The 24044-nt window shown below is 66.4% G+C and carries 24 protein-coding genes and 1 pseudogene; 19 read left to right on the top strand and 6 right to left on the bottom strand.

The annotated features are described in order from the left end of the window. Positions 1-258 precede the first annotated feature (258 nt). Positions 259-1284: an IS110 family RNA-guided transposase gene (locus tag ACO1BU_RS26035; protein WP_424138883.1), complete on the bottom strand. Its 1026-nt coding sequence runs from the start codon at positions 1282-1284 to the stop codon at positions 259-261. 150 nt (positions 1285-1434) lie between these two features. Here ACO1BU_RS26035 and recD2 point away from each other — a divergent pair, with 150 nt between their 5' ends. The 5 genes and pseudogenes from recD2 to ACO1BU_RS26010 form a co-directional block, all read left to right on the top strand. Then, positions 1435-3672: an SF1B family DNA helicase RecD2 gene (recD2, locus tag ACO1BU_RS26030; protein WP_424138882.1), complete on the top strand. Its 2238-nt coding sequence runs from the start codon at positions 1435-1437 to the stop codon at positions 3670-3672. Between the two features lie 2 nt (positions 3673-3674). After that, the gene (locus tag ACO1BU_RS26025; protein ID WP_424138881.1) at positions 3675-5108 is read left to right on the top strand and encodes a DUF6880 family protein; all 1434 of its coding nucleotides are present in this window, start codon (positions 3675-3677) and stop codon (positions 5106-5108) included. 523 nt (positions 5109-5631) lie between these two features. Continuing rightward, positions 5632-6363, top strand: coding sequence for a ParA family protein (locus ACO1BU_RS26020; protein WP_424138880.1), 732 nt, complete (start codon positions 5632-5634; stop codon positions 6361-6363). Positions 6364-6370: 7 nt separating this feature from the next. Further along, positions 6371-6991 (top strand): hypothetical protein, encoded by a 621-nt coding sequence (locus ACO1BU_RS26015; protein ID WP_424138879.1) that lies wholly within the window; start codon positions 6371-6373, stop codon positions 6989-6991. Between the two features lie 99 nt (positions 6992-7090). Further along, positions 7091-7245 (top strand): annotated as a pseudogene (locus ACO1BU_RS26010) (IS5/IS1182 family transposase); the annotation flags it as partial. Positions 7246-8108: 863 nt separating this feature from the next. Here ACO1BU_RS26010 and ACO1BU_RS26005 read toward each other — a convergent pair. Further along, complete coding sequence (locus ACO1BU_RS26005; protein WP_424138878.1) at positions 8109-9050, bottom strand: replication protein RepA; 942 nt, start codon at positions 9048-9050, stop codon at positions 8109-8111. Between the two features lie 285 nt (positions 9051-9335). On the opposite strand from ACO1BU_RS26005, the gene ACO1BU_RS26000 reads away from it, so the two are divergent. The 4 genes from ACO1BU_RS26000 (at position 9336) to ACO1BU_RS25985 (ending at position 12255) form a co-directional block, all read left to right on the top strand. Beyond that, complete coding sequence (locus tag ACO1BU_RS26000; RefSeq protein ID WP_424138877.1) at positions 9336-9617, top strand: FitA-like ribbon-helix-helix domain-containing protein; 282 nt, start codon at positions 9336-9338, stop codon at positions 9615-9617. Further along, a complete protein-coding gene (locus ACO1BU_RS25995; RefSeq protein ID WP_424138876.1) occupies positions 9614-10066 on the top strand; it encodes a type II toxin-antitoxin system VapC family toxin in 453 nt (150 codons plus the stop codon). Before ACO1BU_RS26000 ends, ACO1BU_RS25995 begins: the two co-directional genes overlap by 4 nt. A 1015-nt stretch (positions 10067-11081) precedes the next feature. Further along, positions 11082-11222, top strand: coding sequence for a hypothetical protein (locus tag ACO1BU_RS25990; RefSeq protein WP_424138875.1), 141 nt, complete (start codon positions 11082-11084; stop codon positions 11220-11222). A gap of 58 nt (positions 11223-11280) precedes the next feature. Further along, entirely contained in the window at positions 11281-12255 is a 975-nt protein-coding gene (locus tag ACO1BU_RS25985; protein ID WP_424138874.1) for a tyrosine-type recombinase/integrase, read from the top strand. A 61-nt stretch (positions 12256-12316) separates the two neighbouring features. On the opposite strand, the gene ACO1BU_RS25980 is transcribed toward ACO1BU_RS25985, so the two are convergent. Then, positions 12317-12511 carry a hypothetical protein gene (locus ACO1BU_RS25980; protein ID WP_424138873.1) on the bottom strand — a complete coding sequence of 65 codons (195 nt, stop codon included), beginning with the start codon at positions 12509-12511 and terminating at the stop codon, positions 12317-12319. 28 nt (positions 12512-12539) lie between these two features. Here ACO1BU_RS25980 and ACO1BU_RS25975 point away from each other — a divergent pair, with 28 nt between their 5' ends. From ACO1BU_RS25975 to ACO1BU_RS37770, 3 genes are all read left to right on the top strand, one after another. Beyond that, a complete protein-coding gene (locus ACO1BU_RS25975; RefSeq protein ID WP_424138872.1) occupies positions 12540-13271 on the top strand; it encodes a hypothetical protein in 732 nt (243 codons plus the stop codon). Beyond that, complete coding sequence (locus ACO1BU_RS25970) at positions 13255-14091, top strand: segregation and condensation protein A (RefSeq protein WP_424138871.1); 837 nt, start codon at positions 13255-13257, stop codon at positions 14089-14091. The genes ACO1BU_RS25975 and ACO1BU_RS25970 overlap by 17 nt, the downstream gene beginning before the upstream one ends. A 183-nt stretch (positions 14092-14274) precedes the next feature. Continuing rightward, positions 14275-14874, top strand: coding sequence for a cold-shock protein (locus ACO1BU_RS37770; protein WP_481133241.1), 600 nt, complete (start codon positions 14275-14277; stop codon positions 14872-14874). A 313-nt stretch (positions 14875-15187) separates the two neighbouring features. Here the strand turns inward: ACO1BU_RS37770 and ACO1BU_RS25955 are convergent, their stop codons facing one another. Next, positions 15188-15706: a hypothetical protein gene (locus ACO1BU_RS25955; protein ID WP_424138870.1), complete on the bottom strand. Its 519-nt coding sequence runs from the start codon at positions 15704-15706 to the stop codon at positions 15188-15190. Positions 15707-15869: 163 nt separating this feature from the next. On the opposite strand from ACO1BU_RS25955, the gene ACO1BU_RS25950 reads away from it, so the two are divergent. The 7 genes from ACO1BU_RS25950 to ACO1BU_RS25920 all read left to right on the top strand — a co-directional run bounded on the left by ACO1BU_RS25950 (position 15870) and on the right by ACO1BU_RS25920 (position 21811). Then, positions 15870-16334: a DJ-1/PfpI family protein gene (locus ACO1BU_RS25950; RefSeq protein ID WP_424138869.1), complete on the top strand. Its 465-nt coding sequence runs from the start codon at positions 15870-15872 to the stop codon at positions 16332-16334. Between the two features lie 36 nt (positions 16335-16370). Beyond that, positions 16371-17405, top strand: a complete 1035-nt coding sequence (locus ACO1BU_RS25945; protein WP_424138868.1) for a phosphotriesterase family protein — start codon at positions 16371-16373, stop codon at positions 17403-17405. A 60-nt stretch (positions 17406-17465) separates the two neighbouring features. After that, entirely contained in the window at positions 17466-18143 is a 678-nt protein-coding gene (locus ACO1BU_RS25940) for a type 1 glutamine amidotransferase domain-containing protein (protein WP_424138867.1), read from the top strand. A gap of 81 nt (positions 18144-18224) precedes the next feature. After that, positions 18225-19130: an ABC transporter substrate-binding protein gene (locus ACO1BU_RS25935; protein ID WP_424138866.1), complete on the top strand. Its 906-nt coding sequence runs from the start codon at positions 18225-18227 to the stop codon at positions 19128-19130. A 22-nt stretch (positions 19131-19152) separates the two neighbouring features. Then, positions 19153-20112, top strand: coding sequence for an amino acid ABC transporter permease (locus ACO1BU_RS25930; protein WP_424138865.1), 960 nt, complete (start codon positions 19153-19155; stop codon positions 20110-20112). Next, positions 20109-20924, top strand: a complete 816-nt coding sequence (locus ACO1BU_RS25925) for an amino acid ABC transporter ATP-binding protein (RefSeq protein WP_481133240.1) — start codon at positions 20109-20111, stop codon at positions 20922-20924. Before ACO1BU_RS25930 ends, ACO1BU_RS25925 begins: the two co-directional genes overlap by 4 nt. Before the next feature lie 32 nt (positions 20925-20956). After that, entirely contained in the window at positions 20957-21811 is an 855-nt protein-coding gene (locus tag ACO1BU_RS25920) for an alpha/beta fold hydrolase (RefSeq protein WP_424138864.1), read from the top strand. A gap of 72 nt (positions 21812-21883) precedes the next feature. Here ACO1BU_RS25920 and ACO1BU_RS25915 read toward each other — a convergent pair whose 3' ends face one another. Beyond that, complete coding sequence (locus tag ACO1BU_RS25915) at positions 21884-22543, bottom strand: FadR/GntR family transcriptional regulator (protein ID WP_424138863.1); 660 nt, start codon at positions 22541-22543, stop codon at positions 21884-21886. 183 nt (positions 22544-22726) lie between these two features. Continuing rightward, a complete protein-coding gene (locus ACO1BU_RS25910) occupies positions 22727-23665 on the bottom strand; it encodes a Rieske 2Fe-2S domain-containing protein (RefSeq protein ID WP_424138862.1) in 939 nt (312 codons plus the stop codon). Positions 23666-24044 lie beyond the last annotated feature (379 nt).

The raw sequence follows: 24044 nt of genomic DNA, 5'->3' as shown, positions 1-24044 counted from the left end.
TGCAACATCTGTGGACGCCCCCTTCAGGGCAAGGGAAAACTTCAGAATTGCGGTGACGCGTAGTCGGATGCTGCCATCTGTCCGGCCTCTTACGCGGTCACGGACCGCCGGCCTGCATGGGAGTTCGCGGATCGGGTCCAGATCAAGGTCGCGTACTCAAGGTACGGTGTTGCACACTGGTTTTCCCGATCCCGTCTCGCCGACTGTTGCGCCATGCTCTCCTTGCGCTCGCCCTACGCCTCGGTGGCCACGACGGGCTTACGCCGCCACGGCCGGAGCCTTGTACGTGCCGCCCTTGACCAGTAGAGCCCAGACAATGCGGGCCATCTTATTGGCCAGGGCGGTGGTGACCAGCATGCGCGGCTTGCGCGCGAGCATCTGCGCCAGCCACGAGCCTGCCGCTGCTCCACGATGGACGGCCCAGCGCACAACCGAGCTGGCGCCCAGAATGAGCAGCCGCCGAATGGTTCGCTCGCCCATCTTCGAGATGGCCCCAAGCTTCTGTTTGCCACCGGTCGACTTCTGCAGCGGCGTCAAGCCGAGCCAGGCGGCGAAGTCTCGCCCGGCGCGAAAGCCCTCCGGCGCGGGCACGAGGGCGGTGATCGCAGTCGCCGCGATCGGACCAATGCCGGGGATCGTCATGAGCCGGCGCGCCACGGGGTCGGCCTTCGCACGCCGGTTGATCTCAGCATCAAGGTCGTCAATCTGCTTTCCGAGTGCCTCGAGCGTCTTGATCAGCACCTGCAAGATGATCTGCGCGGCCTCCGGGAGAGCTGACGCAGGATCCTCAACCAGGGCAGTCAGCCGATCAACGTGATCGGTCCCCTTTGGGACAACATGGCCGTACTCGGTCAGGTGCCCACGCAAAGCGTTGATGCACTGCGTACGTTGTCGCACCAGCAGGTCACGGGTCCGGAATACAAGCGCGTTCGCCTGCTGTGCTTCAGTCTTCACCGGCACAAAGCGCATGCTCGGCCGCTGCACCGCCTCACAGATCGCCTCAGCATCCGCCACATCGCTCTTTTGCCGCTTGATGAACGGCTTCACATAGGCGGGCGGGATCAGCCGCACCGTATGGCCCAGCTTGCCGATCTCCCGTGCCCAATGGTGTGCTCCGCCACAAGCCTCCAGCGCCACAACACACGGCGCCTGCCCCGCGAAGAACTCGAGTACTTTGGCCCGCGCCAGGCGCTTGCGAAGCACCACCCGCCCGCCCGCATCAGCGCCATGGGCCTGGAATACCTGCTTCGCAATGTCGAGCCCGATCGTGCTAGCCTGTCCCACGGACGCCTCCTTTGGTGGTTGCTCAACACCTCCACTTTGGCACGTCGATGCCGTCGGGGGGCGTCCACCCCATCAAGCTCAATGCACGCGCGAAGCAGTGCTTGCCGTTAGACTCTCCAATCGGCAGCAGAACCGAACCATCTTCCGGTGGTGCCCAGCGCCACTGCCCCGTCCCCGCCTGCCACCGATCGCGGCCCGCCTACCGAGGCGCTGGCCGGCCTGGTCGAGCGCGTCACCTACCACAATTCCGAGAACGGCTTCTGCGTGCTGCGGGTGAAGGCGCGCGGGCACCGGGATCTCGTGACGGTGGTCGGGCACGCCGCCTCCATCGCGGCCGGCGAGTGGGTCCAGCTCTCGGGCAGCTGGGTCAACGACCGCGCCCATGGCTTGCAATTCCGGGCAGGATTTTTGAAGGCAACCCAGCCCACCACGGTCGAGGGCATCGGGAAGTATCTTGGCTCCGGGATGATCCGCGGCATCGGCCCGGTCTACGCGAGGAAGTTGGTCCGGGCCTTCGGAGCGGCCGTCTTCGACTTGATCGAGGCCGAGCCCGACCGGTTGCGCGAGGTCACCGGCATCGGGCCCAAACGGGCAGCCCGCATCGTCGCCGGCTGGGCCGAGCAGAAGGTGATCCGCGAGATTATGCTGTTTCTGCATGCCAATGAGGTCGGCACCTCGCGGGCGGTGCGGATCTACAAGACCTATGGCGCGAACGCGGTCGAGGTCATCACCGAGAACCCCTACCGGCTCGCGCGTGACATCCGCGGCATCGGGTTCCGGACGGCCGACATCGTGGCCGGCAAGCTCGGGATCGTGCCCACGGCGATGATCCGGGTCCGCGCCGGCATCTCCTTCGCCCTCGCCGAGGCCACCGGCGAGGGCCATTGCGGCTTGCCCGTCGGCGATCTGACTGCGCTCGCGGGCAAGCTTCTGGAGGTCCCCCCTGAGCTGATCGAGACTGCCCTCACCCTCGAGCTTGAGGCAGGTGAGGTCGTGGCCGACACGTTGGAGGAGGAGCGCTGCGTGTTCCTGGCCGGCCTCTACCGCGCCGAGCAAGGCATAGCCGAGCGGCTGGGGCGCCTCGCTGCCGGCCGGCAACCCTGGCCGGCGATCGATGCGGACAAGGCGATCCCCTGGGTGGAGGGACGCACCGGCCTCTCCCTGGCCGGGAGCCAGCGACAGGCGCTGCGGCTTGCCCTCGCCTCCAAGGTGCTGGTGGTTACCGGCGGCCCTGGCGTGGGCAAGACCACGCTGGTCAACTCGGTCCTGAAGGTGATCCGGGCCAAGGGGATAGAGGTGGCCCTCTGCGCACCCACGGGCCGCGCGGCCAAGCGCCTGACCGAGAGCACTGGGCTTGAGGCCCGGACCATTCACCGCCTGCTGGAGAGCGATCCCAAGACAGGCGGGTTCAAGCGCGACGAGACGAACCCTCTCAGCTGCGAGCTGCTGGTGGTGGACGAGACCTCGACGGTGGATGTGCCGCTGATGCGGGCCTTGCTCCGGGCGCTGCCGGACGAGGCGGCATTGCTCTTGGTGGGCGACGTGGACCAGCTACCGAGTGTCGGGCCTGGGCAGGTGCTGGCCGACATCATCGGCTCGGGCGCCGTCCCGGTGGTGCGCCTGACCGAGGTGTTCCGCCAAGCGGCCGAGAGCCAGGTTGTGGTGAATGCGCATCGCATCAACCGCGGCCAGCTGCCCGAGCTCAAGGCCGCCGCGGGCAGCGACTTCTTCTTCGTCGAGGCCGAGGAGCCCGAGGACGGTGTCCGCAAGTTGCTGGCCATGGTGCGCGAGCGCATCCCGGCCCGCTTCGGGCTCGATCCGGTCCGCGACGTCCAGGTGCTCTGCCCGATGAACCGGGGCGGCCTTGGCGCACGGGCCCTGAATATCGAGCTGCAGCAGGCGCTCAACCCACCCGGCGAGCTCCGGGTCGAGCGCTTCGGCTGGACCTTCGGCCCCGGCGACAAGGTCATGCAGGTGGCCAACAGCTACGACCGGGAAGTGTTCAACGGCGACCTTGGCGTGATCACGGGCATGGACATGGATGAGGGTGAGCTCACGGTCAGCTTCGACGGCCGGGAGGTCACCTACGGCTTTGGCGAGCTCGATGAGCTGGTGCTGGCCTACGCCACCACTATCCATAAGGCGCAGGGATCGGAGTATCCGGCCGTGGTGATTCCCCTCACGACACAGCACTACGCCATGCTGGCGCGCAACCTGCTCTACACCGGCGTGACCCGGGGCAAGAAGCTGGTCGTGCTCGTCGGGCAGCGCAGGGCCCTGGTCATTGCCGTCCGCAACGGGGGTGCGCGCCGGCGCTGGTCGAAGCTCCGGGAGTGGTTGGCGCCCCGCGGCACCTTATTTGTCGCCTCCACAGCCGTGAAGAGCTGAACATGCCGCCACGTGCCCGGGTCTCCCGCTCACGCCTTACCCCACCACCGGTGGCCGATGAGGAACCCGCGGCGCCCTCCCCCGCCCGCTCGAAGCCGAAGAGGACCACATCCCGGTCCCGCACCCTCAGCATCGAGGCGCTGGAGCAGTTGGGCGCGCGACGGCTGGCCGAGCTGCTGATGGCGCAGGCCAAAGGTGATGCCGCGCTGGCCCGCACGCTGCGCCTGGCACTCGCCGGGACCGATGGCGGTGGCCGGCTTGCCACCGAGGTGGAGAGGCGGCTGCGCACCATTGGGCGCTCGCGGGGGTTCGTCGAGTGGGACAAGGTGCGCCCCCTCGCCCGTGAGCTCGACAGCCTGCGCGAGACGATCGCCGGACCGTTGGCCGCGACGGATCCGCGCGCGGCCGTGGCGCAGATGCGGCTGCTGCTCGGCCTCGCAGATAACGTGTTCGGGCGCAGCGACGACGGCAGCGGCACGCTGGGCGAGGTGTTCCGGCAGGCCGGCGCCGAACTCGGGCGGCTCTGGGCCCTGCTGCCGCACCGCGATCCGGTGGCGCTGGCCGGCGAGGTGCTGGTGCTCTGGGATGCCGATGGCTACGGCGAGACCGACCGGCTGCTGGAAGCGGCCGGCCCGGCGCTCGGCCCCGAGGACCGGGCGGAACTGCGCCGGCTGCTGGAGGCGCGTCTCGCCGCGCTGCCGCGTTCCCGCAAGCCCGGCGCGTTCGACAGCTGGCATGGGCGGGGTCAGATCACCTTCCGCATGCGTTGCCTGGCTGACCTCGAGGGGGACGTTGACGCCTATATCGCCGCCACCAAAGCAGGCGGTCGGGCGGAGAACCTCGCCGGCGACATCGCCGAGCGCCTGATCGCTCATGGGCGTCCGAGCGAGGCGCTCGCCTGGCTGGACCGGGCGCCCGACCGGCACGTGAGCGAGGAGGTCCGGCACACGGACCTGCGCATCGCGGTGCTGGACGCGCTCGGGCGGCGCGAGGAGGCACAGGCACTGCGCTGGACCGCGTACCAGCGCTGGCTGACGCCGCAGCACCTGCGCCCCTATCTGCGCGGCCTGCCGGATTTCGACGACGTGGAAGCGGAGGAGCGGGCGGTGGCGCACGCGCTGGCACATCCCGACCGCAACCTGGCGCTCAGTTTCCTGATCAGCTGGCCGAACCTCGAAGCGGCGAACCGGCTGGTGCGGGCGCATCATGGCGAGATGGACGGGCGCGACTACGGCCGGCTCCGCCCTGCGGCCGAGGCGCTGGCCGAGCGATATCCGGCCGCTGCAACGCTGCTGCACCGGACCTTGGCCGAGGACGTGCTGCGGCGGGCCTCCTCGCGGCAGTACCAGTATGCGGTGCGCGACGTCGGGCCTGCACCAGCCTCGCGCCACTGCTGCCGGAGGAGCCCGGCCTCGAGAACCATGACGGGTTCCTGACGCGCCTCAGGCGTGAGCATGGCCGTAAGTCCGGGTTCTGGGCTCTGCTGGAGGGTCGCATCTGATGGCGGCCTGTCCTGCTGGTTCATGATCGCTACGTCTCAGGCTAGCCTCACCCAGTTCTCATTCAGTCAGCCGGAGCATCCGGTCGACAACTTCGGCCGTCTTGATGAAGAGATCTATGCTCTAGTTGTGACTGATTAAGTTGGATCAGCTGTTACAGACGCCTCCCGCAAAGGGTTCAAAGGTGACAGATCGTGCTTTCCGTCGCCAGATCCGCATCTGCAACGGCTTGGATGCGGCTTGAGGCTTATTGTAGGGAAAGAGAGTTGCGGAAAGTGGAGGAGGCCAGCCCCACCACACCTCTTCTCGTGCTTCTCCTCCCTCGTCCACACATCTTACGCCGTAAGATGTCGAGCATGTTTTGTGGTGTGAGACCACGTTGCTGACGACGGGTTGCCTCGGCCCGAGGCGGCTATCATAGTCGGTCAATGGTAAACGGCCGTATTACGTGGGGACGAGCATGGCAAAGGCAGCAGGGAGCAGAAAACCCGCCAGGGGCACGATGAAGGATTCGGTACCCGCTACCATTCAGCCGACTCACCCCAAGATCCTGGTTTGTTCGTCCGGTAAGGGCGGCAGCGGCAAGACATGTCTCACCCGGAACTTGGCCGTCTTCGCGGCACATGCTGGCCTACGTGTGGCAACCATCGACTTAGATCCACAGCGTGGCCTAACAAATTGGTATGCGGTCCGCCCGGCTGAAGCGGCCGCTATTCCGAACGTGGCCATTCCTTTGTCGAACCTTAGAGAGGCCATGCGCCAAGCCGAGACCCTAGGGGATCTCGACCTCGTTGTTATAGATACTCCGCCTGGTGTCGATGCGTCGCCAGCAGAGATGCGTCAGCTCCTCCTGCTGGCTGACTTTGTCCTTGTGCCCACAGGGCAAGGAGCCGGTGACCTGAGGTCCGTTGTTGAATGGATGGCTTTCATTCGCCGTGAGCAGCGGCCGTCTGCCTTCGTCCTTAACCTCACTGTCCGAACGGCAGGGAGCTTTGATCGGGCCAAGCAGCGCCTTATCGAAGCTGGTGACCTCTGTCCCTTTGACATCCGACTATACGAGAGCATCCGGGTCAGCGATGAAATCGGCCTCGGGGTGGCCGAGATGAAAGGCGCTAATGGCCTATCTGACATCCGGGGCGTCTTTACTTTTGCAATGCATGCTCTTGGAATGAAGGTGCCTGTCGATGTCTAAACCGCCCTTGAAGACTTTCTCGGCAAAGGACATCAAGGCCCGGGCGGCTGCCGCGCCTATCGTGTCCACAACTTCCCGTGTCGAGGATTTTGCTGCTACCATACTCCCCTTGAACCGGCCCGAGGACTATGTTCGCGAGATCGGGAAGCTTTGGGACGAGGCGCAGCGACGCTTCTTGTCAATCGGCCGCTACTTACGGCATGCTATCCAGGCTAACCGCGGTGAGTTCGAGGCCAAGATCTTGCCTCAGCTTCCATTCGGCCGAGCTGTGGCATATCAGCTTCGAGAGGTCGCAGAAGCTGTCGAATCGGGACGCTTCAGTGAGACTGAGCTCCCACGGAGCTACAGCGCGGCCTATTACCTAACCCTGGTTCCCGAGCAGCACATTTCGTTGGCACGAAATCGCGGATTGGTTCGCCCCCAGGCAGCGCGCTCCGAAATAATGCGCTTCCTGGCTGAGATAAAGCCTGTGGATGCATCGGCTTCAAAGCGGAGGGAGAACCTTCTGAAACGCCGTGACATCCTTGTCCGGCAGATGGCGCGGATCCGCGAAGAGATAGCTGAAATTGAGAGTGAACTTGGCCCCGGACCTTTGTTCATAGAAGGTCAATCCGAAGCCATGGGTTGAAATCGGGGGCCGTAGTGTGTTGCGTCGGTCGGCCTGGCGATCCGCCCGGGGTCGGCTAATGAGGGAACGATGCCCTGCCATCCTCGGAAGGTGCCGAGCTTGTCATTCAAGGCGAATGCCCACCGTGGCCATCGCGTTCCGAAGCAGCGGTTCCGGGCAACGAACTGGAGTAAGTACGACACCGCCCTGCGTGGGCGTGGCAGTCTAACGGTCTGGTTCACGGACGCGGCGATCGCGGCATGGTAGGCTAAGCTGCGGACCACGCGCGGCAGTCGCCCTATTCCGTCTGTCGGTCCGCCAGACCGAGGGCCTGATCGGCTCCACTTTAGATCTGCTCGGTCTCGATCTGGCTACGCCGGTCTGTCGCACTCATGTCGCCAGGCGGAGGCAGTGGAGGCGCCACAATCTCGCCCCGTGGACCCGCTGGTGGACAGCACGGGGCTGAGGCTGTGCGGGCCTGGCGAGTAACTGATTGAAAAGCACGGAAGCAGGACGCGCCCGTTGTGGTGGAAGCCGCACATTGGTGTCGACGCTGACACTGGACGGATCATCGCGTCGTCATTGACGTCGAGCGATTCCGATGACGCCTGTAAACAGGACGGTGTCTGCGGCGAGGTCGCCGCAAGGGGCACCCCGATGCTGCCCTGATCGTGCGAACCCGGTCCAGTGCCGAGTGCGACGGCCGAGACGGCACTAACGCAGCTCGACCATCACCTCGGGACGATTGCCGATCGCGGACGCACTGCTGGCATAACGCCCCGGCTACAAACTGGCGCACCCTGGTCGAGGCGGATGATGCGCGCTTCAAGCGGGTCATTGGCGGCGGATTGCGCTCGCGCACGGACCGTCGCCGCGCTGAACCGCATGCTTGAGCTCGGACGGCCGGAGTATCTCCGGCTCGCATGACTGCGGGCCCGGTGCCTGCGTTCCTGCGTCTTCAAGGCTCGTCCATGCAACGCAATCAGGGAGGGAGAGACCAAGGATTGTATCTGCTTCTAAAGATCACACCGTCCGCCGTGACGGCTCCTTGGGGTCGTGATCTCTGGCAGCACAAGATTTCCGCCGCCTGCCAGGAAGGGGTGGGCAGCCGTGATCTTTGGAAGCAGTCCTTACCGACTCATCGGTCGCCGATGAGCTTCTCGGCCACTGGCGGTCGGGACGGGTGCAGCACGAGGCCACGCCCTTCGATGTCCTCGTCCACACGAGCTTCTGGATAGACTGCCAGAGCCAGCTTTAGGTTTGGCACGAACTTGGTCTTGAAGTTGTTCATCTGCGCGAAGCCGGTGCCGAACTGGGTCTTCAGGGCGCGCCAGGACAGCGGCGTAGGCTTGGACAGGCTATGTAGCCGGTAGGCGAGCCAGACATAGATGTCGATTGCCATGCTGTTGTTAGAGATGGCTCTAATAGCCGACTCCTGAATGGGGACTGGATGCCTCTTAAGGCCCTCAAAAAAGGCCTCGGATAGCCGTGCAGTCTGGGCAAACAGTGTGCCGTGCACCTCATCCTCGGCAGGCTCCAAGAAGATGGCGCTATCCATGATGTTCTGGTTCGCCAGTCCCACTCTGTTGCCTTGCCGGACTTCGAACGTGAGGCGGCAACGGCTGATACGTTCGGTCTGGTCTCGTACGATCGACAGATTTTTGCCGCCCACCGGAATGCCCATCCTCCCCATCCAGTCGCGCAGGCTCGTTCCGAGCACTACGTCACGGCTGCCCGTACGCAGGGCCTCCGATTGCAGATAAATGAGGATCAGGCGGGCTCTGCTTCCATAGGGCACACCAACGTGGACTGGCTCTCCTCCGGGACCACGACGCATGCCGGGCTCAACAATGAGGCAGTATCGGTCAGCAACAACCTGCCAGCCCTTACTATCCAGGAGCCTTCGATGAGGGAGGGCGGCTTGACACCATCCGCTATAAAGGAAGCCGATGCTGCCGTCCTCATCGGCCATGTAGGTGGCTGCGGCCTCGACCACGCGACGGTCGAAGTCGAGTTGCAGGGTTGCTTGCCGCCCCTTTGCTTCCAGGATGTCGTGCACCGTTCCCATGCGTCCGAACATACCTGTTCCGGTCCATCTGTCGCCGTGCACTTTGGAAGCATCAGCTACTAGGTAAGATATTTGATTCTTCTACTTGTAGTGCGCTCCCAGAGTGCACGGGATAACCCTCCTAAGCGTCTGATTTCTCAGCCCGCCTTTTGAGGCCACTTTTCCAAAGTGCACGGGAGTGCTTCCAAAGTGCACGCCAGTGACGGTGGGCCACGCATCGCGACTCGACGCCACCTTCCATCTGCCGCCCAGCCCTCTATATGCATGCATTGACGACATGCGCAGCAGGGGGACGCCATGGCTACTCTCACCGTCCGCAACCTCGGCGATGACGTGGTCCGAGCACTGCGCATCCGGGCGGCCGAGCATGGCCGGTCCGCCGAGGCCGAGCACAGGGAGATCCTCAGGCAGACCTTGACCGGCGATCGCCAGAGCTCCCCCCGCACAGCCGCCGCCGAGCGCCTGGCCGAGTTCCGCCACCGGACTGCTGGCCGCGGCTCCGCCACTGTCGCCGAGCTCCTTGAGGAATCTCGGGCGGGCAGGGCAGGGGACCTCCTCGGCAAGCAGGGCGCCCGGTGACGCTGGTCGTCGACGCCTCGGTCGCGCTGAAGTGGGTGCTGGACGAGCCTGACAGCCATCTTGCCCAGGCACTGGCCGAGGGCGAGGAGGAGCTCCTGGTGCCGGACTTCCTGTTGTATGAGGCTTGCAACGTCTGCTGGCTCCAGGTCCGTAAGGGTAAGTGGTCGGCAGACGAGGCGAGAGAAGGGTTGGCACTGCTCCGCGCCCTGGTGCCGCCGACTGCGACCGGCGACCTAGAACTGCACGACGTCGCCCTCGACATCGGCTTGGCAGTCAACCACTCGACCTACGACACCCTCTATGTGGCCTTCACAGTCGCGACGGGTGCCCGGGGCGTCGTCGTCGCCGACGGGCCGTTCTTTGCCGACATGAGCCGACATCCGGATCCTGTGCTGGCGGGCATGCTCATTCCGCTTGCCGACTGGGGGCAGGGTAGGGAGCGCGCGTGACTGAGGAAGAGATGGCCACCCTGCGGCAGCGGGCATTCCGCGAGGAGTGGGACCAGCACCGCTTTGGATGGTGGCCTTTGGCGAGGTGACGGCAGATGAGGTGTCCGAGCGCGCCCAGATCCGCGAAGGCGCGCAAAAGCTGAAGGGGCCGCCACAGGAGCAGTGGCCGCCTTTCCAAGTTCGCTGGGACCTCTCGGTCGAAGCTCGACCCATGCGGCAGTTCGAGCTCGAGCTCAGCCTGAGCAGGCCTACTATAAACCCTTTGCCGGCTGGCTGCGGGACCGACTGGAGAACGCGACAGAGGTGATGGCTGTTGGTGGCAACATCCTGAAGGACAAGTGGGACACACCCGATGTCATCGGGGTGCTCAAACCTCAGACTGGCGGAGGAGGACTGTTCCCCTTCGCCCCACCTACCACATCCTCAGCAGTTCAGAGGCAGAGGAAATCGCGGAGAACGGCGATCTGGACGCGAGGGGACGGGTCGTCTCCTACCCCGAGGCGACCCACTTTGGCATGGATGATGGCTTCATCGTCGTCCGGTTCACCTCGGAGGGGCTGGCGGAGGAGTGGCTCTCGTCGATCGGCGTTGCTGGCGCGGGAAATGGCTCTGATCCTCACGAGCCGTAAGGTGCTGGGGGAGGCGAAGAGCCGAACGGGGTGCGCCTTCAGAGCGTCAGCCCAGCCGCTATCACTCGCCGAAGATCAGCAAATCTAGGCCCAGCAGGCATCTCCCGGCAGCCCTTAGGCACGATAATCCTGCATTATCGTGCCCGTGGGGGAGAAGGGGGCGGATTGCCATGGGAGCACCTGCTCTGGCACCTTGGGGCGGGCCGCGGAGGCGGACGCGGGGGCGTCGGCTGGACGGCTCGAGAGGGGCAGGGGGCTGGATGAGGTCGACAGGTTCGAATGGCGGGAAGTCAGCAAAATCAAGGCGCTTGCGTCCTCCGGTGACAGAGGAGGGGGCATCGGTCGGTTCTCGCCCGGACAGCGGCCTCGTCCCTGCTCAGGCGGACATGACCCTGCCCGCCCGCGCCGCACGGCTTTTCGGTCCCTTTGGCGGCGTCGAGCTTGAACTTCCGTCCCGATCCGCCGAACTCGAGCGGTCGCCGCCGAGCGTTGCCCAGCGCGCGGCCTCCTCGGGCACCGAGGGGTGATGTGACAGACCGACCCTCAGGTCGTCCTGCCCCTCTACCCCCAGCCGTTCGGCGCCTGGTGGGGGAGGTCCTTCCACCCGAGGCCCTGGCCGTGCTCGCCGGGCCCGTCGGCGAGGCCGTGGCGCGCGCGGCTGGCTATGCCGGGCGCGCGCTCTCGCACAACACCAAGCGGGCCTATGAGTCGGACTGGCGCGCCTTTTGCCGGTGGTGCGAGGCGGGCGGCATTTCTTCTCTTCCGGCCTCGCCGGTGGTGGTCGCCGGCCACCTCGCCAGCCTCGCCGGGACCCTCGGCCGCAGCGGGCTGCGCCGGCGGCTGGCCGCCATCGCGCACCAGCACCGCGGGGCCGGGCATCCCTGGGAGACGCGGCACCCCGCGATCGCTGCCACGATGCGCGGCATCCTCGCGACTCACGGCAAGACCGCGCGTCCGGCCGCAGCCCTGACCTCGGCCGAGGTGAAGCGGCTGCTCGCAGCCTGCGGAACGGACACGGCCGGGTACCGCGACCGGGCGCTGCTGCTGCTGGGCTTTGCCGGCGCCCTGCGGCGCTCGGAGCTGGTCGCGATCGACCGCGAGCACCTGCGCTTCACGGGGGAGGGGATGACCCTGTTCATCCCGCGCTCCAAGCGGGATCAGGAAGGGGAGGGGGCCACGATCGGGATCCCGCGCGGGCTGAACCCGCTCTCCTGCCCGGTGCGGGCGATGGAGGAGTGGCTCCGGCGCACGCGGATCGAGTGGGGGGCGGTGTTTCGCCGGCTCAGCCCCGGGGGCGCGCTGGAGGACCGGCTGAGCCCGCAGGGGATGTGGAAGATCCTGCGGCGTCGGGCGGAGCTGGCCCGACTCACCGTGGATGAGACGGAGCGCCTGTCCCCGCACGGGCTCAGGGCGGGGTTCATCACCGAGGCCTATCTCAAGGGCGCGCTCGACGAGCAGGTGATGCACCACACGCGCCAGAAGAGCATCGCCACCACCCAGGGCTACCGGCGCCGGGCCAAGATCACGAGGGACAGCCCGGCCCGGCTGCTCGACCTGTGAGTCGCGGGGCGGGCGGGCGGAGGATGGGGGAGGGCTGCGGTCGTGCGCGCGATGGCACGCGTCAGCGGTTCAGGACGCGGCGGCCTTCCTCATACGCGGCCTCGGCACCTGAGAAGCCCTGGGCGGCGCGGGAGACGAGCGTCGTCCCGCGCCAGATCGACCAGCGCCAGCTGTTCCGGCCAGAGCCCTCCTTGCTGACCCGGATCTCCTTGGCCTCGGGAACGTCCTGCATGGGGCGGAGTTGTTTCGCGAACATGGCCGGCCTCTAAGGACGTCAGCGAGGGATGCCAAGTCAGAAGAGCGAGACCATTGCTGCCGGGGATCGGGAGGACGCGCCGACCCCGCTCTGGCAGCCCACCCCTGTCCCGGTGGATTGGCTGTACAACGTCCTGACCGTCGGCGGCCTCGGTGAGGCGGTCGCGCGCTTCCAGGCGGCCGCGGCCGGTCCGGGCGTGATCCCCTGGACACTGGATCTCGCCGCCATGGAGGAAGAGTTCCTCCTGCCCATGGCTGGCCCGCAGGACGGGGTGCGGGCGATCAGCCTCTCGGGTGCCAAGATCCTCGCCCGCCGCCTCCGCGACGCCGCGGCCGCCAACCACCAAGCGGCCCTCGCCCGGATGGCCACGGACCGCAGCTGTCCCTTCGACCTGCACCGGCTGCTGCCCGTGCCAGCTTCGATCCTCGCCCTGGGGCCGGAGGAGGGGGCGAGTCGGGACTGGCTCCGCCGCCACTGGAGCGTGACTCGTCCGCTCCGCCACGTCCAGGTCCTCCCGAGCGACCTCGATGGCCGCAAGAAGAGGATGGGCCAGATGCGGGTCGGGTTCTGGTCGGCCGATTGGTCGCCCTGGCAGGCCGTCGCGCGCCTGCGCCGCACCTGGCCCGACCTCTCCCTCGACCTGCGGCCGGACTACGCGCCGGGCGCGGCGGGTGGTACCGGGGCTGACCAGGGCGGGGCGGGCCGGGAAGGCAAAGGTCGAAAGCCCAGCAGCCTGCGCGGGCGTGTCGCGCGTGGCTGAGGCCGACCTCCTGGAGGCACCGGGTGAGAGCCCGGACCGGGAGGGGAGGGAGGGCCGCGCCTCCGAGGGCGACGCCACCCCGCATCTGAGCGTGGAGGGCTTCGAGGGGCCGCTCGACTTTCTGCTGGAGATGGTCCGCCGCCAGCGGGTCGACCTTGCTCCGCTCTCCATCCTGGCCCTGACCGACCAGCTGGTCGCGGCCGTCGAGAATAGTGGGGGCAGGATCCGCCTCGAGCGCCGGGCGGAGTGGCTGGTGATGGCAAGCCAGCTCCTGCTGCTCAAGGCGCAGCTGCTGGCGCCTGCCAGCCCCGAAGCGGCCGAGGAGGCCGGAGCGGAGGCGCGCAGGAGGCTGGCCCAGCTCGACGAGCTCGCGCGCATGCGGGCCGGCGCCGACTGGCTGGCCTCAAGGCCGCAGCTCGGGAGGGCGGTGTTCGGCAGGGGAGGGAGCACGCCACCCCCGGCGCGGCCGCAGACGGAGCTGTATCTGGCCTTCCTGGAAGCCACCCTCGTCCTGCTGGAAGGCCGGGAAAGGCAGGGTGCCGAACCGCCGCCCAGCTATCGGCCCAGCCCGGCAGACCTGTGGCGCATCTCCGATGCCCTGGAGCACATCACCGCGTTGCTCCAGCAGAAGCCAACAGGCCTGCCCCTCGAGCGCTGCCTTCCACCCATTCCACCGCGCCTGCCCGACCGGCCGATCCGCCTCCGGGCTGCCCTCGCCAGTACCCTCGTGGCCGGGCTGGAACTGGCGCGCGACGGCTCCCTTGAGCTGGATCAATGTGAGCCTTTCGCCGCGATCAAATTTCGCGCGGTTCACGCGTGACGGGCGTTGGACGCTTGGCGATGACGGCCACTTCTCCTCCAGAATAGCAGATGCGAAACATGACGCTGGACAAGCGCATCCGGCTTCCTGCCCCCCAATTTTGCCTTTTGAGTTCAAGAGATGTCCGACAAGCATGATTGGCGGCGCGACCGCAAATCCCGCAAGCGCGGGTCCGATGACGACATGCCACAGGACGGCGGCTGGTCCGTGCCCGCGTATTCGCCGTCCGGAATTTCGGCGTTCTCACGGCAGCCCTCCGTTACATCGGACCCGGAGGTCGGTGCTGTGGTCAAAAGGTTTGATGCTGAGAGGGGCTTCGGCTTCGTCGCGCTCGATAGTGGCTCAGGTGATGCCTTCTTGCACATCAGCGCCCTCCAAAAGGCTGGGGCGGATGCGGTCGCCCCAGGCACCCGGTTGAGGGTGCGGGTGGGCCAGGGTCAGCGAGGGCCGCAGGTCACAGAGGTGCTCGAAGTCGGAGACATCGATGAGACCTCGCCGCCACCGCGAGTGCCCCGGGCGGCTCCACCGATCTTCGGATCGACACAGACTGGGCAGGGGGAGGAAGTCCGCGGCACGGTGAAATGGTACAGCGCCGAAAAGGGCTTCGGCTTCGTCGCACCGAATGAGGGCGGCAAGGATGTGTTCGTGCACGCCTCGGCCTTGGAGCGAAGCGGCACGGCGCCGCTCTCGGAGGGCCAAGCTGTGACCATGCAGGTGGTCCAGGGCAAAAAGGGGCCGGAGGCAAGCACCGTTAAACCGGGTCCCAGTAACCAGAGCCTATAGGGCCGTATCCAAGGGATATGATCCTCACAGCCCATGGACGCGGCCGTCTCGCGTGCGTTCTGGTCTGACCCGGGCGAAGGCAGCCATCAGCGCTGACCAGACCACGAGCACACACGGCATAGGCTGGACGAACTGCTGCCCTGGAACTGGCGCAAGGCCTGCGGGGATGCGGCTGCGGCCGAGGCAGCCTGACCATGACCGCGCCCAGCTGCGTGTTCACCATCGCCCATGTCGCCTTGATGCTCGGCGGGAACGAGGAATGGCTGCAGGATCTCGCCAGGTAACTCGAGCCCGAGGACGGTCGCCTCTGGATTTACGGCACCGATGATCGCGTGACGTTCGAATTCACCGAACGGGGCATCGAAAGCCTCAAGGAACTCAGCCTCGACCAGAAGCGGTGAGCGCGGTCAGCACGTCTGCGCTCGATAGACCGCGGTCCCGGCCGGATGGATGCGTCAATGTACGGAGCGGGGGTGGTCGCGTGACCGTCACTGCCCACCACCGCGTCCAGAGCTTGGTCGCGGGAACGCGGCCCGGAGGCTCGGACGACGTGGGCGTGGGCGAAGCCGGAGAGCTGATTCTCGTTCAAGAGGCTGTCAGGATAGCGCACTGAGATCCGCTGCGGGGCGTCGGTCCCCAGGATGAGGGCGCCGAAGTTCGGCAGCACCTTAGCGGCAAGGCCGAGATACTGGTCCGAGATCGGGCTGTGGCAGACGACGCGACAAAAGCCGGTGGCCTGCTGCTCGTTGAGCCGGGCATGCTCCCCCTGAGGTTCGCCGTCGTAGGAGGCGAGAACCACCGGCTTGGCCCGCCCCGCGAGCGTCACGGCCAAGCGTCAGGTGATCTGGACGCCCAGGGTTGCCGCCAAACAGTAAAAATCGAGCGGGCCATTCGGATTCCAGCTTGTCGTCCGCAACTAGCCCGTCCAGTATGGCTGTCAGACAGCTTTACCGCTCGGTCGATGCGGTCGGCCTCGGGCCTAGGAAGGACAAGGAATGCAGGTCCCAGTGAACAAGATCGCCGTGCTGGTCGGTGACGGCTATCAAGAAATGGGCTTCTGGTACCCGCTCCTCCGCTTCCGGGAGGAGGGCGTCAGCGTCACAGTCATCGCAGAAGCCGCTGATCAGGAGTACCGCGGCGACCTAGGCTATCCCGTCATCGCCGACATTGCGATGAGCGACGCCAGGGTGTCGGACTACGACGCCGTCATCCTTCCGGGTGGTGCCGAAAATGACCTTACGCTCGGCTTCGTCAGCGAGGCTCAGCGCGCCGGCCTTGTGATCGGTGCATCCGCCACCGCCGCGAAGGCACTTTCCATTGCCGGGACGGGTAGGACCGCGATGGACGCCGTCGCCGAGCCCGTGGTCACCGATGGCCGCCTCGTCACTGCCCGTAGCGCCGATGACCTGCCCGGCTACTTCCTGGCCCTGACCTCCGCGCTCGCCACGGCGCGTGCCTGATCTCCAAGACGCATCGAACGGACGAGGACCCGAATCATGGCAGCCATCCGCACAGTGCTCGGCGACATCTCTCCCGATGAGGCGGGTGTCACACTCACCCATGAGCACCTCCGCTACGCCTATGCCGGCACGGAGTTCGACCATCACAACGCGTGGACCTTCGAGGAGACGGCCGCCGACGTCACCCGCGCTCTCAACGACGGCATGGAGCACGGCATCCGCACCGTCGTCGACATGACGCCAGCCGAGATTGGGCGACATCCCGAGCTCTTTGCGGAAACATCACGCCGCAGCGGCATGCATGTTGTCGCTGTCACCGGGTTCTTTCCGGAGAGCGCCGGAATGGGCATCCCCTTCCATTGGCGCCGGACCTCGCTCGAGTACACGACCGAGATGCTCGTCCGGGACCTGACGGAAGGCATGATGTATGATGGCTACAAGACGCCCTATAAGGCCGGTCTGCTGAAGTGCTCGACCGGCGGTCTCGGTGCCAACGAGCCGACGCCGATGGGCGATGACGGCCGTCGCATCGGCAAGTTCGAGCGCCACGCCATCGCCGCCGTAGCGCGCGCTCAGCGCCAGGTTGGCTGTTGCATCAACACCCACACCCAGCCGCGCGACTACGCCCTTACGAATCCCGGCATCGAGCTGCTGGACGAGATCGAGATGAATGGTGGCGACCCGACCAAGGTCATCATCGGCCACGCCTTCGTCCACCCGAATGTCGACCAGCTCCTCGCCATCTGCAAGCGGGACGCCAACCTGCAGATCGACCATATCGGCATTCCCTGGCAGAACGAGAGTGCCGATCAGCTGGACGAGGATATCGCCAATGCCGTCTGCGCCGTGGCGGATGCCGGTTACCTCGACCGCATGGTCTTCTCCTATGACCGTTTCTTCAGCCATGCTCGCGGACCGGTGTCGAAGAACGAGCCCGAGCAGCTGAACGAGATAGTCGAAATGGGATACCTCTTCGAGAAGTTCGCTCCCCGCTTGGAGAAGAAGGGCTTCGGCAAGGCCGAGATGCACCAGGTCATGGTCGAGAATCCGAAGCGGCTCCTCGCCTTCTGACGCCACAACGTCTGGGCCGGCCCGCGCCGGGCCCGCCCCCATCCGGATCCGGAGCGTCTCATGAACCTTGCCAATGCGCAGATCGCCGTCCTCGCCGAGAGCCAGTACCAGGAGCTGGAGCTCTGGTACCCGCTGCTTCGCCTGCGTGAGACGGGCGCCAATGTCCTCGTCGTCGGCCCCGCTGTCGGCCAGATCTACTCGAGTAAGCTCGGCTACCCCGTCCGTGCCGATATTGCTGCCGCCGACGTGCGGGCCGCGGATCTTGATGCCGTCATCATCCCCGGCGGCTTCGCGCCCGAGGGCATGCGCCGCACCCCCGCCATGGTGAACCTGGTACGGGACGTGCAGGCCCAAGGTGGTCTGGTCGCGGCGATCTGCCACGCCGGCTGGATGCTCGCCTCCGCCGGCATCGCCCGCGGCCGCAACATGACGTGCGTGTCCATCATCAAGGACGACGTGATCGCCGCCGGTGGTAAGTATGTGGACGAGCCAGTTGTGCGGGACGGCAACGTCATCACCTCCCGCCTGCCTAGCGACCTGCCGGTCTTCTGCAAGGAGATCGTCTCCTATCTGCAGTCCACGCCGTCCCGCCGCGCCAGCAACGCCGCCACCCTGCCGCGCGGCGGCAAGGCGTCCACGGCGAACTTCGTGAAGCCGGCCAAGCTCGTCATGGCTGCGCGCGGCAAAGCCTCAGCCAACTACACCACCCTTGTCGTCGGCGGCGAATACGCGGCCTGAACGGGGGGGGCGCCCGCGAACCGGCGGGCAGCACGCCAGCGTCCCACCAGCACCGATGCATGATCTCAGGAGAAAATGAGTATGTCATACATCAACTGGCGTCAGGCGCGGCGGCGCGTGCTGCCTGCTCTCCTCGCGGCGGCCCTCGCCGCGCAGCCCATGTCGGTCGCCACCGCCGTAGCACAGACTGCCCCGGCCACGGCCACGGCTGAATCCGCCCGCGCCCTGCTGCCGCCTGAGGTCCGCGCCCGCGGCACTCTCATCGCCGGCATGCCGCTCGACTTCGAGCCGTACAACTACCTCGACGCGCAGAACAACAAGCTCGGCCTGGACGTGGACCTGTTCAACGCCGTCGCCGAGGTGCTGGGACTGCGCCCTGACATCCAGCGCATGGGCTTTGCCTCGATCATTCCCTCGGTCGCCAGCGGCCGCGTTGATGTGGGCATGTCTGCCATGGCGATCACGCCCGTGCGCCTGCAGCAGGTCTCGTTCGTGCGCTACGGCATCTACGCGAACGGACTGATCGTGCGGAAGGGTAACCCGAGCGGCATCACCACCACCGATGCCTGTGGCCATTCCGTCGCTGTAGAGAAGGGCACTCAGCCCCTGATCGTCTGGACCGACAAGTCCAAGGAGTGCGAGGCTGCGGGCAAGCCGCCCATCCGGATCCTGGTTTTTGACGGCAAGGGCCCGCAGGTCCTCGCCGTGGAATCCGGCCGGGCCGATGCCGCCGGGGTCGGCTTCGCCACCGCCCTGGTCGCCATCCACCACTCAGACGGCCGGCTGGATACGGCTCCGGGCGGTCCGGTCCCCGGTGCCTCCTCGGACTCCGGCATCTCCTTCAGCCGCCAGCGCGAGCAGCTGGGGCGGGCTATCGAGGCAGCGCTGCAGGTGCTGGCAGCTGACGGCCGCTACAAGGCGATCTTCGAGAAGTGGTCCATGCCGGACTCTCAGTCCACGCCGCAGCTGCGCCTGGCGGCGCAGTAGCGGCCAGAGAGGGGGGCGTGTCATGAGTGGGCGGCAGGCGGCGCACGCCGAACCGGGGGATCTGACCGAGGGCCTCGTGCTGGACGCCCTCGTTCCGCGCCGCCATCCATGGCGGGTTGTCGGCATGGTCGTGGTTGCCATCCTCGTGATGGTTGTTGCGCACTCCGTCCTGGGGAACCCCAACTTCCAGTGGCCCGTCGTCGCCCGCTACATGTTCCACAAGGACATCCTGGAAGGTGTGCTGCTCACCATCCAGCTCACCGTCACGGCGATGCTGATCGGGACGGCGATTGGGGTGGTCGTGGCGTTGATGGGCCTCTCCTCCAACCCGCTCCTCTCCCGCGCCGCCACGCTCTACGTCGCCGCTTTCCGCGGCGTGCCGGCTCTGGTCCAGCTCCTCTTCTGGTACAACCTCGCCGCGCTCTATCCGACGATCGCGATCAGCATTCCCTTCGGTCCCACGCTCCTCTCTATGGACGCCAATCTCGCCATCACCCCGCTCATCGCAGCCAATCTTGGCCTCGGCCTGTGCGAGGGGGCCTTCATGGCGGAGATTGTGCGGGGCGGCATTCTCAGCGTTGACCGTGGCCAGACCGAGGCCGCGCTCGCGGTCGGCATGAGCCGCGGCCAGGCAATGCGCCGGATCATCCTGCCCCAGGCCATGCGCGTGATCGTGCCGCCCACCGGGAACCAGGTGATCGGCATGATGAAGCACACCTCGCTCGCCAGCGTGATCTCGGTGACCGAGCTGCTGGCCTCCTCCGAGCTGATCTACACCCGAACCTTCGAGACGATCCCGCTGCTGATCGTCACCTCCATCTGGTACATGGCCCTGACCGCTGTCCTGTCTCTCGTGCAGCGCGCCATCGAGCGCCGCTTCGCCCGCGGGGATCGCGAACTGGGCCTATCAGTGGGTGCCCGCCTGAGGGAGTGGCGCGCCAGACGGGCGCTCGCCTCCGTCGAGGGAACGGCGGGCCCATGAGTACCGCGCTGATCCAGGCCCAGCAGGCCACGGTGTCCTCGTCCCCGGCTGTGCCGCCCATGATCATCGTCAAGGGGCTGTACAAGTCCTACGGCCCTCTGAAGGTGCTGCACGACATCAACCTTGATGTGCAGCCCGGGCAAGTCGTCTGCCTCGTCGGTCCCTCTGGAGCCGGAAAGTCAACCCTGCTGCGCTGCATGAACCATCTCGACCGTCCAAGCGGAGGCGTCATCGTCATCGACGGCGAGTTCGTCGGCACTCGGCGGGTCGGCAACCGCCTGCATGAGGCCGAGGAGCGAGACCTGTGCCGCGCCCGGCAGAAGACCGGCATGGTCTTCCAGCGCTTCAACCTCTTCGGCCACCTCACCGCACTGGAGAACGTGGCCCTCGCGCCTACCGTCGTGAAGGGCGTCCCCGCCGTGCAGGCCCGGGCCCATGCCCTGGCGCTTCTGGACCGCGTGGGTCTTGCGGCGAAGAAGGATTTCTACCCGCGTCAACTCTCCGGCGGCCAGCAGCAGCGCGTCGCCATCGCCCGCGCGCTCGCCATGGAGCCGCGCGTGATGCTCTTCGACGAGCCCACCTCCGCCCTCGACCCGGAGTTGGTCGGCGAGGTGCTGGAGGTGATGCGAGAGCTGGCGGAAAGCGGCATGACCATGGTCGTTGTCACCCATGAGATGGGCTTCGCCCGGGATGTCGCGGACGAGATCGTCTTCATGGATCGCGGCGCGATCGTCGAGCGTGGCGCGCCCGAGCAACTGCTCCGCGATCCGCGCGAGCCGCGCACGCGGGAATTCCTCGCCCGCATTCTGTGAAGCGCGGACGGCAGAGACGGAAGGATAGACACGTGGCTGATCTGCACGAGCTCGTCGCCAGGGCGGGCGCGAACGACCTCGCCTACACCGATCCCAGCTTTCCCGACCGGCCGATGATGTTGCGCAGTGCCTGCCCGCGGGGCATCGGGCCGGAGACGCGCGTCGTCTTCGCCTATCACGGCGCCGCCCGGAACGGCTGGGACTACCGTGACTTCTGGCTGCCCTTCGTGGACGAGGCGAATCTCCTCGTCATCGCCCCGGAATTCCCGCACGAGACCTTCCCCGGTACCGGCCTGTACAACTTCGGCGCGGTCACGGAGGAAGACGGCACGCCGCGCCCCCGTGCCACCTGGTCCTATGCCATCCACCGGCGCCTCTTTGCGGATTTGCGGGCGGCAGGGATCGTTCGGTGCCGTGGGTACGGGCTCTTCGGTCATTCGGCTGGCGGCCAGGTGGTGCAGCGCCTCATCTCCCTCGGCCAGCAGGAGGATGTGGAGGTCGCCATCGCCGCCAATGCCGGAACCTATGGCATGCCGCAACTCGATGTTGCCTATCCCTACGGCCTCGGTGGGCTTGGGCTGACGGAGAATGACCTCCGGCGGGCGTTTGCCTTCCCGCTCACCATCATGGCCGGTACGGAGGACACGGACGCCAGCGGCCCGGCCTTCCCGAACGAACCTGAGGCGATGGCCCAGGGCGAGCACCGCTATGCCCGCGCGCAACGCTGCCTCGCCATCGCGCGGGAACAGGCTGCGCGCCTGTCCACACCCTGCCGGTGGCGCCTGCTGGATGTGCCGGGCGTGGGCCACCATGGCGCAGAGATCACGGCCTCCGCGGCAAGGGTGATGGCGGCGGAGCTGCCGCAGTTCCAGGTGGCGCCGGCCTGACGCGGCAAATGGGAGGAAGGGCCGGAAGGACCCCCTCCCAACACTACGCGGCCCGGATCTGGCGGGTCAGTCCTACGGCCCGTCGAGGCGGTCCCGAGCCCCGTCGAAGGCCCTCAGATGCATTTCCATCGCGTGCCCCGCTGCATGTGCGTCTCCACGAGCCAATGCATCAAAGATGGCCTGATGCTCTGCTACCTCCGCAAGGCGCCGCTCCGGCAGGACGATCTTCGTTGTCGCCTGTTCGCGGAGCGTCGCACGCAGTTCACCAACTAAACGGACGAGAATAGGATTACCCGTTGCCTCGGCAATGCCGAGGTGAAAAAGGTCGTCGATCTCGTGGCGGCGCTTCTCGTCCTCCTCTGTTCTCAGAGCCTGCTGCAACTGACCGAGTTGGCGCACCTGCTCCGGGCTACGCCGCACGGCGGCCATGCTTGCTGCGGGCACTTCCACGAGGAGCCGCACTTCCGTCAGATCGTTGCTGGGGAAGCGGCGCGTCAGCTGAGTCGTGTTCACCTGCCTGGAGACGACGAAAGTCCCCCGCCCGGTACGGGAGGCCGTTAATCCCAGTGCGTTCAGCCCAACCAATGCCTCGCGTACCATAGGCCGGCTGACGTTGAAGGATTTCGCGAGCGAATTTTCTGATGGAAGCTTCTCGTCCACCCGGAAGTGACCGGACTCGATCAGCGAGACAAGCTGCGCGCGCACATCATCCACCACGGAACGGCGGTTCACTCGGATGATGGGGTCGCGCTCCGCCCCGGGGAGATCAGCCGGATCTGGCATATCCTGCATAAGAGAGCTTCACGCCCTTTGGAATTCGGGTCCTCATGCCATGGCCCCACGCTGTGTCGCAATAAGCAAGCTCGCCTTCAGGGGCTGCGTGGCGGCACGCGCCGCTGGTTATGGGCTCGCTCACTACCTTGTGCTGCTTGCCCCGGCTTCACTGGTTTCGACGATCCGGCGCAGCGTTAGGCGCGGCAGGTGTCGCGGATCACTCGCCAGAAGCTCCGCTCCCTCTCCGGACATGATCGGCACATCCGGCGGTAGTGCTTCGAGGTTAGCTCGTTCCTCGGCGGCCACTCGGCGGTCCAGTGCCACAATGTCCTTCTCAGGCACATCAACTTCACGGTCGTTCCGCGCCTCCAGGCGGCTGACGACGGACCACCGGTCCGCCAGCGGAGCGGCAGCGGTGAGCATCACTCGCTCCAACCCCGATGCATAGGACAGCCGTAGGACGCGCGTGGCCGGCGCCCACCAACTCACGCTACCGGACACCGGCCCGTTTCCACCCGGAAGCACGAAGCGTACGACCTGGCCGAACCCCAGATCCTCGACCGAGCGTATCTCTGCGCCCGCGAGCTGAGAATCCCTCATGAGGTCGAGCGAGGAGTCCGCCAGCCGGAAAATGCTCACGCGCCATCGCTCATGAAGAGTTTGCACTACACGGAAGTGCGCCAATCCCAGCTCCGGCACCTTTGGGACAGGCACCATCGGCTTCTCCGTCGCCACCCAGGCTAGTCCGTACAGACCAACGGCGAAGTACGGCCTCACATGAGCACGCGGACCAGGCACCAGAGCCGGCCGCTGCGGGATCCGGACGCAATGTCCGCCGGCGTCGAACTCCCAGTGGTGATGTGGGCAGACCAGCCGGTTACCGCAGACCTCGCCCGGCGACAGGCGCACCGCCTCGTGCCCGCAGCGATCGGCAAGAGCTGAGACCACGCCGTCGGATCCCTGCCAAACGACCATATCCTGTTGGAAGAGTGAGAAGGCTTGCGGAGCGCCGGCCAGCCGGGCTTGCGAGCTGATGGGATACCAGAAGCGGCGGAAGACGGGGAGGTCGGCAATCTTCAAGGCACGGCATCTCTGGCTGGGAACGGCGCCCATCGGGTTGCCGCTATCCTGGGATACAGGGCAATGGGTCTTCTCTAGCTACTCGGAACCCAGCAGCGTTGCCAGTGTCGCGGTTGGCTCGACCGGCATGGTCGTCGATGGCTGTGCTCTCTCCTCCACGTTCATGGCGCGGTTATCCGACATCACGGTGCGCGGACAAGACGCGACCCGCTGCCGCTGTTCTCACCGCGTAGGCGCCCCAGCATTCTACCGTTCCGCCGATCCGCGCGATTCGCCGTCAGTATGGTCCCGTTGCGAAGCTTGCGGTGAGATGCGAGTGACCACGCCGGGCAACAGATCAAACCGCAATCTGGAGCTGGTTGTCGATGAATTTGGTTTG

Origin of the sequence: Roseomonas chloroacetimidivorans (genome assembly GCF_049629625.1) — a bacterium.
Classification (GTDB): domain Bacteria; phylum Pseudomonadota; class Alphaproteobacteria; order Acetobacterales; family Acetobacteraceae; genus Roseomonas; species Roseomonas chloroacetimidivorans.
The sequence above is the reverse complement of the archived record's forward strand: the minus strand, read 5'-3'. Positions and strand labels throughout refer to the sequence as shown.